This window comes from Stenotrophomonas sp. YJH_SMC_82 (genome assembly GCF_059368875.1).
On record NZ_JCAFSE010000001.1, the window covers coordinates 1,445,716 to 1,460,913 of the forward strand.

The 15,198-nt window shown below is 67.7% G+C and carries 14 protein-coding genes; 11 read left to right on the forward strand and 3 right to left on the reverse strand.

Annotated features, from left to right (window positions below; genetic code table 11):
- Positions 1–439 precede the first annotated feature (439 nt).
- Genes AC5P53_RS06480 through cysS form a run of 3 tightly spaced genes read right to left on the reverse strand, consistent with a single transcriptional unit; the run spans position 440 to position 3,567 of the window.
- Positions 440–1,687 (reverse strand): MFS transporter, encoded by a 1,248-nt coding sequence (locus tag AC5P53_RS06480; protein ID WP_032956128.1) that lies wholly within the window; start codon positions 1,685–1,687, stop codon positions 440–442.
- Positions 1,684–2,136 carry a SufE family protein gene (locus AC5P53_RS06485; protein WP_014647792.1) on the reverse strand — a complete coding sequence of 151 codons (453 nt, stop codon included), beginning with the start codon at positions 2,134–2,136 and terminating at the stop codon, positions 1,684–1,686. The genes AC5P53_RS06480 and AC5P53_RS06485 overlap by 4 nt, the downstream gene beginning before the upstream one ends.
- A 54-nt stretch (positions 2,137–2,190) precedes the next feature.
- A complete protein-coding gene (gene cysS / locus AC5P53_RS06490) occupies positions 2,191–3,567 on the reverse strand; it encodes a cysteine--tRNA ligase (RefSeq protein ID WP_241887801.1) in 1,377 nt (458 codons plus the stop codon).
- A 188-nt stretch (positions 3,568–3,755) separates the two neighbouring features.
- On the opposite strand from cysS, the gene AC5P53_RS06495 reads away from it, so the two are divergent.
- From AC5P53_RS06495 to AC5P53_RS06545, 11 genes are all read left to right on the forward strand, one after another.
- Complete coding sequence (locus AC5P53_RS06495; RefSeq protein ID WP_014647790.1) at positions 3,756–4,319, forward strand: glycine zipper 2TM domain-containing protein; 564 nt, start codon at positions 3,756–3,758, stop codon at positions 4,317–4,319.
- A 331-nt stretch (positions 4,320–4,650) separates the two neighbouring features.
- On the forward strand, positions 4,651–5,661 hold the full coding sequence (locus AC5P53_RS06500) for an N-acetylornithine carbamoyltransferase (RefSeq protein ID WP_014647788.1): 1,011 nt from the start codon (positions 4,651–4,653) through the stop codon (positions 5,659–5,661).
- Positions 5,662–5,780: 119 nt separating this feature from the next.
- The gene (locus AC5P53_RS06505; RefSeq protein WP_014647787.1) at positions 5,781–6,977 is read left to right on the forward strand and encodes an argininosuccinate synthase; all 1,197 of its coding nucleotides are present in this window, start codon (positions 5,781–5,783) and stop codon (positions 6,975–6,977) included.
- Positions 6,978–7,128: 151 nt separating this feature from the next.
- Positions 7,129–8,217 carry an acetylornithine deacetylase gene (locus AC5P53_RS06510; protein WP_014647786.1) on the forward strand — a complete coding sequence of 363 codons (1,089 nt, stop codon included), beginning with the start codon at positions 7,129–7,131 and terminating at the stop codon, positions 8,215–8,217.
- A 75-nt stretch (positions 8,218–8,292) separates the two neighbouring features.
- Complete coding sequence (locus AC5P53_RS06515) at positions 8,293–9,621, forward strand: acetylglutamate kinase (RefSeq protein ID WP_049406136.1); 1,329 nt, start codon at positions 8,293–8,295, stop codon at positions 9,619–9,621.
- A 4-nt stretch (positions 9,622–9,625) separates the two neighbouring features.
- Positions 9,626–10,225 carry a GNAT family N-acetyltransferase gene (locus tag AC5P53_RS06520; protein WP_014647784.1) on the forward strand — a complete coding sequence of 200 codons (600 nt, stop codon included), beginning with the start codon at positions 9,626–9,628 and terminating at the stop codon, positions 10,223–10,225.
- Positions 10,222–11,175, forward strand: coding sequence for an N-acetyl-gamma-glutamyl-phosphate reductase (gene argC / locus AC5P53_RS06525; RefSeq protein ID WP_014647783.1), 954 nt, complete (start codon positions 10,222–10,224; stop codon positions 11,173–11,175). The genes AC5P53_RS06520 and argC overlap by 4 nt, the downstream gene beginning before the upstream one ends.
- 20 nt (positions 11,176–11,195) lie before the next feature.
- Positions 11,196–12,491, forward strand: coding sequence for an argininosuccinate lyase (gene argH, locus AC5P53_RS06530; protein WP_014647782.1), 1,296 nt, complete (start codon positions 11,196–11,198; stop codon positions 12,489–12,491).
- Positions 12,491–12,754, forward strand: a complete 264-nt coding sequence (locus AC5P53_RS06535; protein ID WP_014647781.1) for a YciI family protein — start codon at positions 12,491–12,493, stop codon at positions 12,752–12,754. The genes argH and AC5P53_RS06535 overlap by 1 nt, the downstream gene beginning before the upstream one ends.
- An 11-nt stretch (positions 12,755–12,765) precedes the next feature.
- Positions 12,766–13,923 carry a glutamate 5-kinase gene (gene proB / locus AC5P53_RS06540; RefSeq protein ID WP_241887517.1) on the forward strand — a complete coding sequence of 386 codons (1,158 nt, stop codon included), beginning with the start codon at positions 12,766–12,768 and terminating at the stop codon, positions 13,921–13,923.
- Positions 13,920–15,191, forward strand: coding sequence for a glutamate-5-semialdehyde dehydrogenase (locus AC5P53_RS06545; protein ID WP_126411181.1), 1,272 nt, complete (start codon positions 13,920–13,922; stop codon positions 15,189–15,191). The genes proB and AC5P53_RS06545 overlap by 4 nt, the downstream gene beginning before the upstream one ends.
- The last annotated feature ends 7 nt before the right edge of the window (positions 15,192–15,198 follow it).

Genomic DNA, 15,198 nt, shown 5'->3' on the forward strand with positions numbered 1-15,198 from the left:
GGTGGGTCCGATGTAGAGCCGAGCCCACGCTCGGCTCAGGCCGAAGCCGGAGGGCAAGGAAGAGCAAAAGCAAAAGCAAAGGCAGCCAAGCATGGCTTGGCTCTATCAGGAGCGGTCATGCGTGCGCTCGCGGCTGTTGGGTCCGCCTTGTAGCGAGCCGAGCACCGCAGGGGAATCAGGGGCGAAGAGGCGGCTCTATCCTGTAGAGCCGACTGCTGGTCGGCTGGCTCTCCGCGTCGTCCCCTGATTCACCGAGGAGCACAGGGCACCGGCGCGCAGCGCCGGCTCGCGGATGGCGGCGTGTTTCTTTGGTTACTTTTCTTTTCGCGCGAAAAGAAACGTGACACCCCACCGCGGTCGCGGAAAGAGCCCGCCGGGCATGGCCCGGCGCGTGGGCGCACGGAAATACGCAGCCGAGCATGGGCTCGGCTCTACAGGCTCACTGCAGGTCGCGAAGATTCAACTTCCGCAGCGTCGGGTTCTTCCACGCGGTGATCCCGGCCACGCTCAGCACCGCGAACCCGCCCAGCACCACGGCCGGTACCAGGCCGAGCAGCTTCGCCATCGTGCCGGCATAGAACGCGCCCAGCTCGTTGGACGAACTGATGAAGATGCCGTTGATCGACGATACGCGACCGCGCATTTCTTCCGGCGTGGCCAGCTGCAGGATGGTCGAGCGGATCACCACCGAGACGCCATCGAAGGCGCCGTAGAACAGCAGGATCAGCGCCGACAGCCAGAAGTGCTGCGACAGCCCGAAGCTGATCACGCACAGGCCGAAGCCGGCCACCGCGAACAGCAGCACGCGGCCGGCATTGCGGTGCAGCGGGTGGCGGGCCAGCCACAGGCCCACGCACACCGAGCCCAGCGCCGGCATCGCGCGCAGGATGCCCAGGCCTTCCGGGCCGTGGTGCAGGATTTCGTGCAGGAACGCCGGCAGCATCGCCACCACGCCGCCCAGCAGCACCGAGAACATGTCCAGCGCCATCGCGCCGACCATGATCCGGTTGCCGACCACGAAGCGCGCGCCTTCGGCGATGCTCTTGAAGATCGGCGCGGCAGGGCCGGTGTGCACCGGCTCCTCCACTTTCAGCGTGGCCAGACAGGCCATCGCCACCAGCGCGAAGGCGGTGGCCACCGCGTAGGACAGGCCCTTGCCACCGAAGCCGACCAGCACGCCGCCCAGTGCCGGGCCGGCGATCATGCCGGCCTGGAATACCACCGCGCCCAGGCCGGCGCCACGCGCGAACTGGTCACGGGCCAGTACGCGGGCGAACAGGGCGTTGTAGATCGGCGACAGGAAGGCGCGGACCATGCCGGTCAGCGCAATGGCTGCGTAGATCGGCCACACGCCGTCGATCGGCAGCCAGCCCATGGCCACGCTGGTCAATACCAGTGCGGTGGCGATCAGTCCGCAACAGGCGACCATGCCCAGGCGGCGGCGCGGCAGGTGATCCACCAGGTAACCGGCGAATGGCGCCACGCAGAAGAACGGCAGCACCTCGGCCAAGCCGATCAGGCCCAGCGAGAACGGATTGCGGGTGACTTCGTAGATGTGCCAGCCGACGGTGACCGCGACCACCTGGTAGGACAGCATCGCGAAGATGCGGTACGCCAGCAGCCTGGCGAAACCGGGCCGGGACAGCAGGCCCAGCGCGCTGTCTTCGGCTGTGGCAGGCTCGCTCACGACGGGTCGCGCTGCAGCTGGGCCTGCGCGGTCTCGCGGATGAAGGCCAGCATCGCCGCCACGCCGTTGCTGCGGGTCGGCGAGAGGTGGCGGGCCAGGCCGATGTCCTGGATGTAGCTCGGCTCGGTGGCCAGGATCTCCTGCGCCGAGCGCCCGGAGTACACACGCAGGGCCAGGAAGATCAGGCCGGAGACAATCGCCGAATCACTGATGGCATGGAAGCGCAGCGACTGCGCGTTGCCTTCGGGCACGATCCAGACCATCGACTGGCAGCCGAGCAGGCGATGCTCTTCGGTCTTCCATTCTTCCGGGAAGGCCGGCAGCTTGCGGCCGAGGTCGATCAGGTACTGGTAGCGCTCGGACCAGTCGCCGAAGAAGCCGAATTCCTCGGCGATGGCGGCCTGTGCCTCGGCGGCGGTGGGTTCAAGCGGGAACGGGGAGTCGGTCACAACAGTCTCTACGGTGGGGGCGTGGCCGGCGTACCGGCCACGGGGCAGGGCGGGTCAGCCGCGCTTGCGCGACCAGCGCACACCCTGCGGGGTGTCTTCCAGCGCGATGCCTTCGGCGGCCAGCTGGTCGCGGATGGCGTCGGAACGGGCGAAGTCGCGCGCCTTCTTGGCAGCGGCACGCTCATCGATCAGGCCCTGGATGCGGGCATCGTCGCCGCGGTCGCTGGCCGCAGTGCCGAACCACTGCGCTGGATCGGCCTGCAGCAGGCCCAGTGCCAGTCCGGCGCCGAGCAGTTCACCCTTCAGGCGCGCCTGCTCGGCCGGATCGGTGGCACGACGCGCATCGGCGGCGATGCGGGCCACTTCGGCCAGTGCCTGCGGGGTGTTCAGATCGTCATCCAGGGTCGCTTCGACCGTGGCCGGGATCGCAACGACCGCCTCGACTGAAGCCAGTTCGCGCAAGGTGCCGTACAGGCGGTCCAGGGTGCGCACCGACTGTTCGATCAGGCCATCGGACCAGTCCAGCGGTTGCCGGTAGTGGGCCGACAGCAGGGCCAGGCGCAGTGCTTCCGGCGGGTGCTGGCGCACCAGGTCGTGCACGCGCTCGATGTTGCCCAGCGACTTGCTCATCTTGGCGCCGCCGAAGTTGAGCATGCCGTTGTGCAGCCAGAAGCGGGCGAAGATCTTGCCGCCGTGGGCGCACTCGCTCTGCGCAAGCTCGTTCTCGTGGTGCGGGAACTGCAGGTCGACGCCGCCGGCATGGATGTCGATGGTCTCGCCCAGGTGGGCGGCGGCCATTGCCGAGCACTCGATGTGCCAGCCCGGGCGGCCACGGCCCCAGGGCGACGCCCAGCCGGGCAGGTCGTCGCTGGACGGCTTCCACAGCACGAAATCACCCGGATCACGCTTGTACGGGGCCACGTCGACACGGGCGCCGGCCAGCATTTCGTCCGGATCGCGGCGCGAGAGCTTGCCGTAGCCATCGAAGCTGGCCACCGCGAACAGCACGTGGCCTTCGGCAGCGTAGGCATGCCCGTTGGCGATCAGCTGCTCGATCATGGTGATGATCTGCGGAATGTGCGCGGTCACCTCCGGCTCGATGTCCGGCGGCACCACGCCCAGCGCGGCCATGTCCTCACGGTAGGCGGCGGCGAACCTGTCGGTGATGGTGCTGATCGGTACGCCCTGCTCGCGCGCGGCGGTGTTGATCTTGTCGTCCACGTCGGTGATGTTGCGCGCGTAGCGCAGGCCACCGAAACGGCGCCGCAGCAGGTCGGCCAGCACCCCGAACACCACCGGGCCACGGGCGTTGCCGATGTGCACGTAGTTGTAGACCGTCGGGCCGCACACATACAGGGTCGGACAGGCCGGATCGAGCGGGGTGAACGGTTCGAGCTGGCGAGTCAGGTTGTTGTGCAGGCGCAGGGTCATGGGGCTGTGGCTGGGGGACAAGCCTGTGATTTTAGAACGTGTCGGCCCCCTTTGGGGGCACCCGTTGCCACCGGTGGACGCCGGGGCCACCCGGGGTGGGGTGGGCAGGAGCGGCGTGGACGGGTAATGTTCAGCCCCTTGCGCTCGCCACTGCCTACACTATTGCCGTGTCCTTGCTCCCGTCGCCAATGAAATCCACCGCGTTGCTGACCCTGGCCTGCCTGTCGGCGCTGCCCGCCGTGGTGCTGGCGCAGGAGGCCGAGCCCCGCAACCGGGTGGTGATCGTTGAGAACGTGAAGTTCGACTACGCCCAGGTGCTGAACGTGGAGCCGGTGTTCCAGACCCTGCGCGCGACCCGCACCGAGGAGCACTGCGAGCCGGTGTCGACCCGGACCCTGGCCCCGGTGAACGTGACCGGCGAGGAGCCGGTCGAGGACAAGGGCCGGATCAGCCGCTTCTGGGACTCGGTGCGCTCGATGTTCAAGCGCAGCGACGAAGAGGCCGTTGAGGAGCCCGGAGCCGAGACGCCGGCCCCGGCACCGGCCAACACTGGCCCGATGCTGACCCGCGACTGCCGCATCGTGCCGGTGGGGCGTGAATTCCGCCGGCCCATCGCCTACGACGTGGATTACGTCTACAAGGGCACCAAGTACCGTTCGCGGCTGCCGGAAGACCCCGGCAACCGGCTCAAGATCCGGGTGTCGATCACGCCCTGGGTCGGCCCGGAGCAGGGCACGGCCAGCAATCCCTGATTCTGGGACCCCGGCCCTTGCGCCGGCCTCGGCCGCATGCAAAGATGGTTGACCATGAAGCTCACCGACTTCCAGCACGACAGCAGCGCAGCCCGACAGGCGTCGGGCATGACCTCGCGTGCGCGTCGACCGGAACCCCACATCCTCGCTGGGTAACCGGAGCTTTTTGCTGTTCGTCCGAAAAAACCCAGCCCGCCGGCTGGGTTTTTTCGTTTCCGCGCTTCGAAAATGCATCTTCTGAAAGCTGCAACTGCAACCTTCCCGCTCCACCTTTGATTCCTGTTTTCCCTTCCACCGCGTCGAAACCGGCGCCGCCACGCAAGGAAAGATGATGTCCCCCAAGCACTTCCTGAACACCCAGGACTGGAGCCGCAGCGATCTCGACGCGCTGTTGACCCAGGCGGCGCTGTTCAAGCGCAACAAGCTCGGCGACCAGCTCAAGGGCAAGTCGATCGCGCTGGTGTTCTTCAACCCGTCCATGCGCACCCGCACCAGCTTCGAACTGGGCGCGTTCCAGCTCGGTGCCCACGCGGTGGTGCTGCAGCCGGGCAAGGATGCGTGGCCGATCGAGTTCAACCTCGGCACGGTGATGGACGGCGATACCGAAGAGCACATCGCTGAAGTGGCCAAGGTGCTGGGTCGTTACTGCGACATCATCGCCGTGCGTGCGTTCCCCAAGTTCATCGACTGGGCCTACGACCGCCAGGACATCGTCCTCAACAGCTTCGCCAGGTACTCGCCGGTGCCGGTCATCAACATGGAGACCATCACCCACCCGTGCCAGGAGCTGGCCCACATCATGGCCCTGCAGGAGCACTTCGGCACCCAGGACCTGCGTGGCAAGAAGTACGTGCTGACCTGGACCTACCACCCCAAGCCGCTGAACACCGCCGTTGCCAATTCGGCGCTGACCATCGCCACCCGCATGGGCATGGACGTGACCCTGCTGTGCCCGACCGCCGACTACATCCTCGACGAGCGTTACATGGGCTGGGCCGAGCAGAACGTGGCCGAGAGCGGCGGCTCGCTGAAGATCAGCCATGACATCGACAGCGCCTACGCCGGCGCCGACGTGGTCTACGCCAAGAGCTGGGGCGCGCTGCCGTTCTTCGGCAACTGGGAACCGGAGAAGCCGATCCGCGACCAGTTCAAGCACTTCATCGTGGACGAGCGGAAGATGGCGCTGACCAACAATGGTGTGTTCAGCCACTGCCTGCCGCTGCGCCGCAACGTGAAGGCCACCGACGCGGTGATGGATTCGCCGCAGTGCATCGCCATCAACGAAGCCGAGAACCGCCTGCACGTGCAGAAGGCGATCATGGCGGCGGTTGCCGGGCGCTAGATCGAACAAGGGGTAGAGCCGACCGTTGGTCGGCTGCTCCCGTAGCGGCGCATCCAATATTCCAGCCGACCAACGGTCGGCTTTACCGAATTCCCATCCCCCAAGTGGACCTGACCCCCATGAGCAACAAAGACGTCGTTCTCGCCTTCTCCGGCGGCCTGGATACCAGCTTCTGCGTGCCGTACCTGCAGGAGCGCGGCTACAACGTGCACACCGTGTTCGCCGACACCGGCGGCGTCGATGATGAAGAGCGTGACTTCATCGAGAAGCGCGCCGCCGAACTGGGCGTGGCGAGCCACCTCACCGTCAACGGTGGCCCGGCCATCTGGGAAGGCTTCGTCAAGCCGTTCGTGTGGGCCGGCGAAGGCTACCAGGGCCAGTACCCGCTGCTGGTCTCGGACCGCTACCTGATCGTCGATGCCGCGCTGAAGCGTGCTGCCGAGCTGGGCACCAACATCATCGCCCACGGTTGCACCGGCATGGGCAACGACCAGGTCCGCTTCGACCTGGCCGTGAAGGCGCTGGGCGACTACCAGATCATCGCGCCGATCCGCGAGATCCAGAAGGAACATACCCAGACCCGCGCCTACGAGCAGAAGTACCTGGAAGAGCGTGGCTTCGGCGTGCGCGCCAAGCAGCAGGCCTACACCATCAACGAGAACCTGCTGGGCCTGACCATGTCCGGCGGCGAGATCGACCGGTGGGAAGCTCCGGGCGAGGGCGCGCGTGGCTGGTGCGCACCGCGCAGCGAGTGGCCGGAGCAGGCCCTGACCGTGACCCTGAAGTTCGTTGAAGGCGAAGCCGTCGAACTGGACGGCAAGGCGCTGCCGGGCGACCAGATCCTGGCCCAGCTCAACAAGCTGTTCGCCCCGTACGGCGTGGGCCGCGGCGTCTACACCGGCGACACCGTGATCGGCCTGAAGGGCCGCATCGTGTTCGAGGCCCCGGGCCTGGTTTCGCTGCTGGCCGCACACCGTGCGCTGGAAGATGCGGTGCTGACCAAGCAGCAGAACCGCTTCAAGCCGGACGTGGCGCGCAAGTGGGTGGAGCTGGTGTACGAAGGCTTCTACCACGACCCGCTGAAGACCGACATCGAAGCTTTCCTGAAGTCCTCGCAGGCCAAGGTCAACGGCGAAGTGGTGCTGGAAACCCGTGGTGGCCGCGTCGATGCGGTGGCCGTGAAGTCGCCGCACCTGCTCAACACCAAGGGCGCCACCTACGCGCAGTCGGCCGACTGGGGCGTGGAGGAGGCTGAAGGCTTCATCAAGCTGTTCGGGATGAGCTCCACTGTCTATGCGCAGGTCAATCGCGGTTGACCTGTGACGGGGTGCCGGCCGCTGGCCGGCGCCTCGCAACGTCGATGGAGGGTAGTGCCGGCCGCTGGCCGGCTCGTGGCACGGCTGGATCATTGCGGAGCCGGCCAGCGGCCGGCACTACCGATTTCGAACCCTACGGATATTCAGACACATGCTTGAACAGACGCTCGATCACCTGCAGGCCCTGGTGTCCTTCGACACCCGCAACCCGCCGCGTGCGATCACCACCGGTGGCATCTTCGATTACCTGCGCGACAACCTGCCCGGCTTCAACGTCGAGGTGATCGACCATGGCGCGGGCGCAGTCAGCCTGTACGCCGTGCGCGGGACGCCGAAGTACCTGTTCAACGTGCACCTGGACACCGTGCCGGACTCGCCGCACTGGAGTGCCGACCCGCATGTGATGCGCCGCCTGGACGACCGCGTGGTCGGCCTGGGCGTGTGTGACATCAAGGGCGCCGCCGCTGCGCTGGTGGCGGCGGCCAATGCCAGCGATGGCGATGCCGCCTTCCTGTTCTCCAGCGACGAGGAAGCCAACGATCCGCGCTGTATCGCCGCGTTCCTGGCCCGTGGCCTGCCGTATGAAGCGGTGCTGGTGGCCGAGCCGACCATGAGTGAAGCGGTGCTGGCGCATCGTGGCATCAGCTCGGTGCTGATGCAGTTCGCCGGCCGCGCCGGCCATGCGTCCGGCAAGCAGGACGCGGCCGCCAGCGCGCTGCACCAGGCCATGCGCTGGGGCAACCGTGCACTGGACCATGTGGAATCGCTGGCCTCGGCCCGCTTCGGCGGGCTGACCGGGCTGCGCTTCAACATCGGTCGCGTCGAAGGCGGGATCAAGGCCAACATGATCGCACCGGCTGCTGAGGTGCGCTTCGGGTTCCGCCCGCTGCCGTCGATGGACATCGATGGCCTGCTGGCGACCTTCGCCGGTTTCGCCGAACCGGAAGCCGCCGTGTTCACCGAAACGTTCCGTGGCCCCAGCCTGCCGGCCGGTGACATCGCCGAGGCCGAGAACCGCCGCCTGCTGGCGCGCGATGTGGCCGATGCGCTGGAGCTGCCGATCGGCAACGCGGTGGACTTCTGGACCGAGGCCTCGCTGTTCTCCGCCGGTGGCTACACCACGCTGGTGTTCGGCCCGGGCGACATCGCCCAGGCCCACACCGCCGATGAGTTCGTGACGCTGGAGCAGCTGCAGCGCTACACCGACGCCGTGCATCGCATCATCGCCGCCGGCGCCTGATCGACCCTACAACGCCGCCCGGCCCTGGCCGGGTGGAACTGCAACGCGGCGACCGCCGCCTGTGACGAAACCGAAATGTCTCCTGCCCTCCAGCCCCACCGCCAGACCCGCCAGACCATCGTGCGCCTGCTTTCCAGCATGGCCAGCGCGAAGGAGATCAGCCAGTACCTCAAGCGCTTCTCGCAGCTGGACGCCAAGCGCTTCGCCGTGGTCAAGGTCGGCGGCGCGGTGCTGCGCGACGACCTCGACGCGCTGACCTCTTCGCTGTCGTTCCTGCAGGAAGTCGGGCTGACCCCGATCGTGCTGCACGGCGCCGGCCCGCAGCTGGATGCCGAACTGTCGGCCGCCGGCATCGAGAAGCAGACCGTCAACGGCCTGCGCGTGACGTCGCCGGAAGCGCTGGCGATCGTGCGCCGGGTGTTCCAGCAGTCCAACCTGCGCCTGGTCGAGGCGCTGCAGCAGAACGGCGCGCGCGCCACCTCGATCACCGGCGGCGTGTTCGAGGCCGAGTACCTGGACGTGGACACCTACGGCCTGGTCGGCGAGGTGAAGAAGGTCAACCTGGCACCGATCGAGGCCAGCCTGCGTGCCGGGTCGATCCCGGTCATCACCAGCCTGGGCGAGACCGCTGGCGGCCAGATCCTCAACGTCAACGCCGACTTCGCCGCCAACGAGCTGGTGCAGGAACTGCAGCCATACAAGATCATCTTCCTGACCGGCACTGGCGGCCTGCTGGACGAGCAGGGCAACGTGATCGATTCGATCAACCTGTCCACCGAGTACGACCACCTGATCGCGCAGCCGTGGATCCACGGCGGCATGAAGGTGAAGATCGAACAGATCAAGGATCTGCTCGATCGCCTGCCGCTGGAATCGTCGGTGTCGATCACGCGCCCGGCCGACCTGGCCAAGGAACTGTTCACCCACAAGGGGTCGGGCACGCTGGTGCGCAAGGGCGAGAAGGTGCTGCGCGCCACCGCCTGGAACGCGCTGGACCTGCCGCGCCTGAAGGGCCTGATCGAATCCAGCTTCGGCCGCACCCTGGTGCCGGAGTACTTCGAAAAGACGAAGCTGCTGCGCGCCTACGTCAGCGAGAACTACCGCACCGCGGTGATCCTCACCGACGAGGCCGAGGGCGTGTACCTGGACAAGTTCGCCGTGCTCGACGATGCGCAGGGCGAGGGCCTGGGCCGCGCGGTCTGGAACGTGATGCTGGAGGAAACCCCGCAGCTGTTCTGGCGTTCGCGCCATGGCAATCCGATCAACCACTTCTATTACGCTGAATCCGACGGCTGCTACAAGCAGGACCACTGGAAGGTGTTCTGGTTCGGCGCCGACGGCATCGACCGGATCAAGACCTATGTCGACCATTGCGCCCGGCGCGCGCCGAGCCTGCAGGGCTGAACACATGAACCATGCCGACTGGACCAAGGTCCCTACGCTGGCGGGCACCCATGCGCGGCTGGAGCCGCTGCAGATGGGGCATATCGATGGCCTGCGCGGCGCGCTTGGCGATGGCGCGTTGTCCAGGCTCTGGTACACCCAGGTGCCCGATGCGAAGACCATGGCCGGCTACGTGCAGGCAGCGCTGCAGGCGCAGGCCGAAGGCAGGGTGCTGCCGTTCGTGGTGTTCGATGCCAACGACCAGATTGTCGGCACCACCCGCTACTACGATCTGCAAGCGGACGTGCCGCGCCTGAGTATCGGTTACACCTGGTATGGCGAGTCTGCGCAACGCACCGGGGTCAACACCGAGACCAAGCTGATGCTGCTCAGCCACGCGTTCGAGCGGTTGCAGTGCCTGAGCGTCGTGTTCGAGACCAGCTGGTTCAACTTCACCTCGCGCACCGCCATCGCACGCCTCGGCGCCAAGCAGGATGGCGTGCTGCGCAACCACAAGCGGCACGCCGACGGCACGCCGCGCGACACCGTCATCTTCTCCATCATCGATGCGGAATGGCAGGGCGTGAAGCGCCACCTGCAGTACCGCCTGGACAGCCACGCATGAACGATTCGACTTTCACCCTGGGCATCGTCGGGGCCCGCGGCCATACCGGCGCCGAGCTGATCAAGCTGGTGGCCGCCCATCCGCGCCTGGAACTGGCCTTCGTCTCCTCGCGCGAGCGCGCCGGGCAGCGCCTGTCCGACCACCACCCGGAGTTCCAGGGCGAGCTGCAGTACGAGAACCTGGATGCCGACGCGGTGGCCGCCAAAGGCGTGGACGCGGTGATCCTGGCCCTGCCCAACGGCCTGGCCGCACCGTTCGTGGCCGCGCTTGAAGCCGCCAAGCCGGACACCGTCATCGTCGATCTCTCGGCCGACTACCGCTTCGACAACAGCTGGTATTACGGCCTGCCGGAGCTGACCCGCGGCCGCTACAACGGCCAGAAGCACATCAGCAACCCGGGCTGCTATGCCACGGCGATGCAGCTGGCGGTGCATCCGCTGCTGGACCTGCTGGCCGGCCCGCCGCAGTGCTTCGGTGTCTCCGGCTACTCCGGTGCCGGTACCACGCCGTCGGACAAGAACAACGTCGAACTGCTGGCCGACAACCTGATGCCGTATGCGCTGACCAACCACGTGCACGAGCGCGAGGTGTCGGTGCAGCTGGGCGTGGCCGTCGAGTTCATGCCGCACGTCGCGCCGCATTTCCGCGGCATCACGCTGACCGCCAACCTGTGGCTGAACCGCGTGCAGACCCGCGAACAGATCGTCGAGCGCTTCCAGCAGGCCTATGCCGGCGAACCCCTGATCGAAGTGGTGGATGAAGCGCCGTGGGTCAGCCGCATCGCCGGCCGCCACGGTGCCCAGGTCGGTGGCTTCACCCTGGCCCCGGGCGGCAAGCGGGTGGTGGTGGTGGCGACCCTGGACAACCTGCTCAAGGGCGCGGCCACCCAGGCCATGCAGAACCTCAACCTTGCGCTGGGCATCGACGAACTGACGTCGATCCCGCACTGAACACGCCTTCCGGAGCCCCCATGGCAGACCTTCTTTGGCAGAAGCCCGGCGTCGCTGTCGACGCCCAGATCCAGACCTTCCTCGCCGGCGACGATGTGATCCTCGACCGCGAGTTCTTCCTGCATGACATCGCTGCCAGCGCCGCGCATGCGCAGGGCCTGCAGCACATCGGCATCCTCAGCGCCGACGAGCTGGCAGGCCTGCTGCGCGAGCTCGACGTGCTGGCGCAGGATTTCCGTGAAGGCCGCTTCGTGCTGGATACGCAGTACGAAGACGGTCACTCAGCAATCGAAGCGCGTTTGACCGAACGCCTCGGCGACGCTGGCCGCAAGATCCACACCGGCCGCAGCCGCAATGACCAGATCCTGGTCGCCACCCGCCTGTGGCTGAAGGAGAAGCTGCTGCGCGTGGCCGGGCTCAGCACCGACGTGGCCAAGATCGCGCTGGACCGTGCGCAGGCCGAGAAGGACCTGCCGATTCCCGGCTATACCCATATCCAGCGCGCCGTGGTCTCTTCGGCCGGCATGTGGTGGGCCGGATGGGCCGAGGCCTTCATCGACAACGCCATCCGCGCCCGTGACACCCATGCGCTGGTCGACGCCAATCCGCTCGGCACCGCCGCCGGCTACGGGGTGAACCTGCCGCTGGACCGCGAGCACACCACGGCCGCGCTCGGTTTCGCGCGCATGCAGATCTCGCCGATCTACGCACAGCTGTCGCGCGGCAAGTTCGAGCTGGCCGCGCTGGAAGCGCTCGGTGGCGCTACGCTGGACCTGCGCCGCATCGCCTGGGACCTGTCGCTGTTCACCAGCGCCGAGTTCGGCTTCGTCGCGCTGCCGGCGCAGTACACCACCGGCAGTTCGATCATGCCCAACAAGCGCAACCCGGACGTGATCGAGCTGATGCGTGCGACCCACGCCAGCGTCGCCGCCGCGCGCACCGAGATCGAGCAGCTGCTGTCGCTGCCTTCGGGTTATCACCGTGACCTGCAGTCGTCCAAGGGCGCCATCTTCCACGGCTTCGGCCGTGGCCTGGCCGCGCTGGAACTGCTGCCGGCGCTGCTGGCCAATCTGGAGTGGCGTGACGACAGGCTGCGCGCAGCGATCGATTCGGGCATGTATGCCACCGACGTCGCCGTGGAAGCGGCGGTGGCCGGTGTGCCGTTCCGCGAGGCCTACAAGGCCGCTGCAGCCGGTGCCGACAGCGCAGGGCAGGGACGTACCCCGGAAGGCAGCCTGGCTGCGCGTGTATCGCCGGGCTCGGCTGCCGATCTGCGCCTGGACGAACTGCGCGCACGCTGGCAGGCGCTGTCCTGATGGCGGGCACTGTCTATCTGGTGATGGCGATGCGCCGGCCGGACTTCAACGATGCGGCGGTGCAGCCGCACCGCGATTTCCTCGAGGCGTTGCAGGCACAGGGAAAGCTGCAGCTGACCGGTGGTTTCGCCGATGGCAGCGGTGGCGCCTATGTGCTGTGCAATGTCGAGAGCCTGGAACAGGCGCGGGCCATCGTCGCCACCGATCCGCTGGTGACGATGCACGCTTCCGAGCTGACCGTGCACGAATGGAATACCCGCTGAGGCCCTGACCGATGACCCTGCACGCCGCCACCGTCGCTTCGCCGTTCCCGCAACAGGCGCTGCCGCCATGGCGGCGTGCGGTGCTGAAGGTTGGCAGCAGCCTGCTGGCGGCCGATGGTGGCGGCCTGTCGCCACGCCACGCGCTGGGCCTGGCCCAGTTTGTATCCGCCAACGTACTGGCTGGGCGCGAGGTGGTGATCGTCTCCTCCGGCGCGGTTGCGGCGGGGCGCGCGATCCTGCCGCGGGCCGATGAACCCGGTGCGGCGATGGCGGCGCGCCAGGCCCTGGCCGCGCTCGGCCAGGCGCAGCTGATCGGGCTCTGGCAGCGCTTCTTCGAGCGCCCGGTGGCGCAGGTGCTGCTGACCCACGACGACCTGCGCAACCGCCGCCGCTACCTCAATGCACGCGCCACGCTGAGCGAACTGCTGCGGCTGGGTGCGCTGCCGGTGGTCAACGAGAACGACACCGTATCGGTGGACGAGCTCAAGCTCGGTGACAACGACAACCTGGCCGCGACCGTGGCCGCGCTGGTCGATGCCGATGCACTGTTCATCGCCACCGACATCGACGGCCTGTACAGCGCAGATCCGCGCACCGTGGCCGACGCGCGGCCACTGCACGACGTGCCGGAACTGAGTGACGATGTGCTGGCGATGGCCGGCGGCGCCGGCTCGCGCGCCGGCACCGGCGGCATGCGTACCAAGCTGGAGGCGGCGGCCAAGGCGGGCCGCCTCGGCATCGAGACCTACCTGTTCAACGGCCGCAGCAGCGATGTGGTGCGCGCGCTGGCGCAGGACCGCCTGTTCGGCACCCGCATCCACGCCGCACGCAGCCGCGAGGCTGCCCGCAAGCACTGGCTGCGGCACGCGCCGCTGGCCGAGGGCGCGATCGTCGTCGATGCCGGTGCGGCACAGGCGATGCGGGAGAAGGGCGCCTCGCTGCTGCCCGGCGGCATCACCGCTGCCGAGGGGGCATTCCGCCGCGGCGACATGGTGCAGGTGTGCTGGATCGCACCGCAGGGGCGTGTCTGTGTCGCCCGCGGCGTCAGCCAGTACGCGGCCGACGACGTGCGCCGGATCGCCGGCCATCATTCGCGCGACATCCAGGCCGTGCTGGGCTACAACTACGGCGGCAGCGTCGTCCATCGTGACGACCTGGTGCTGTCATGACCGGTTTGAAGGACACCCCGATGAGCGAAATCGAAGCCCAGGCGCGCGCCTGCCGTGATGCAGCGCAGATCGTTGCCGGCCTGGACAGTGCGGCGCGACGCACGCTGCTGCTGGCGATGGCGCAGGCCCTGGAAGTAAATGCCGGACTGATCCTGGCCGGCAACGCACGCGACCTCGCCGCCGCGCGCGACAAGGGCGTTGGCAGTGCCATGCTCGACCGCCTCGCACTGGACCCGCCGCGGCTGTTCGCGATGGCCGAGGCGGTGCGCGAGGTGGCCGCGCTGCCTGACCCGGTCGGCCAGGTGACGCGCGACGACGTACGTCCCAACGGCATCCGCGTGCAGAAGGTGCGCGTGCCGCTGGGCGTGATCGCGATGATCTATGAGGCGCGCCCGAACGTGACGGCCGAAGCCGCCGCGCTGTGCCTGAAGGCCGGCAATGGCGTGATCCTGCGCGGTGGTTCCGAAGCGATCCACTCCAATACCGCCATCGCCCAGGCGCTGGCCGGTGCATTGAAGGCCAACGGCGTACCGCCGGCGGCGGTGACCGTGCTCACCGACCTGCGCCGCGAGGCGATGCTGGAACTGCTGCAGCTGCATGAGCTGATCGACCTGGCCATTCCGCGTGGCGGCGAAGGCCTGATCCGTTTCGTGGCCGAGCACGCGCGCGTGCCGGTGATCAAGCATTACAAGGGGGTGTGCCACCTGTTCGTGGACGCCAGCGCCGACCTCGGCAAGGCCATCGACCTGCTGGTGGACGGCAAGTGCAGCCGGCCGGCGGCGTGCAATTCGCTGGAGACGCTGCTGGTGCACCGCGCCGTGGCTGACGCGTTCCTGCCGCGCGTGGCGAAGGCGCTGGGTGAGCGTGGGGTGCAGCTGCGCGCCGATGCGCAGGCGCAGCCGTTGCTGCCGGGCAGCACGGCGGCGACCGAGGAGGATTACGCCGCCGAGTTCCTCGATCTGGTGCTGGCGGTGCGCGTGGTCGATGATCTTGATGCAGCCATCGCGCACATCCGCACCTATACCTCCGACCACACCGAAGTGATCGCCACCGAGGACACCGGCCACGCCGAGCGCTTCGTCAACGCGCTGCGCTCGGCGGTGGTGATGGTCAACGCTTCGTCGCGCTTCTCCGATGGTGGCCAGCTGGGCCTGGGCAGTGAGATCGGTATTTCCACCACGCGCCTGCACGCCTACGGCCCGATGGGCTTGGAAGCCCTCACCGTTGAACGATTTGTCGTGCGCGGCGAAGGGCAGACGCGTACATAAGTGGATC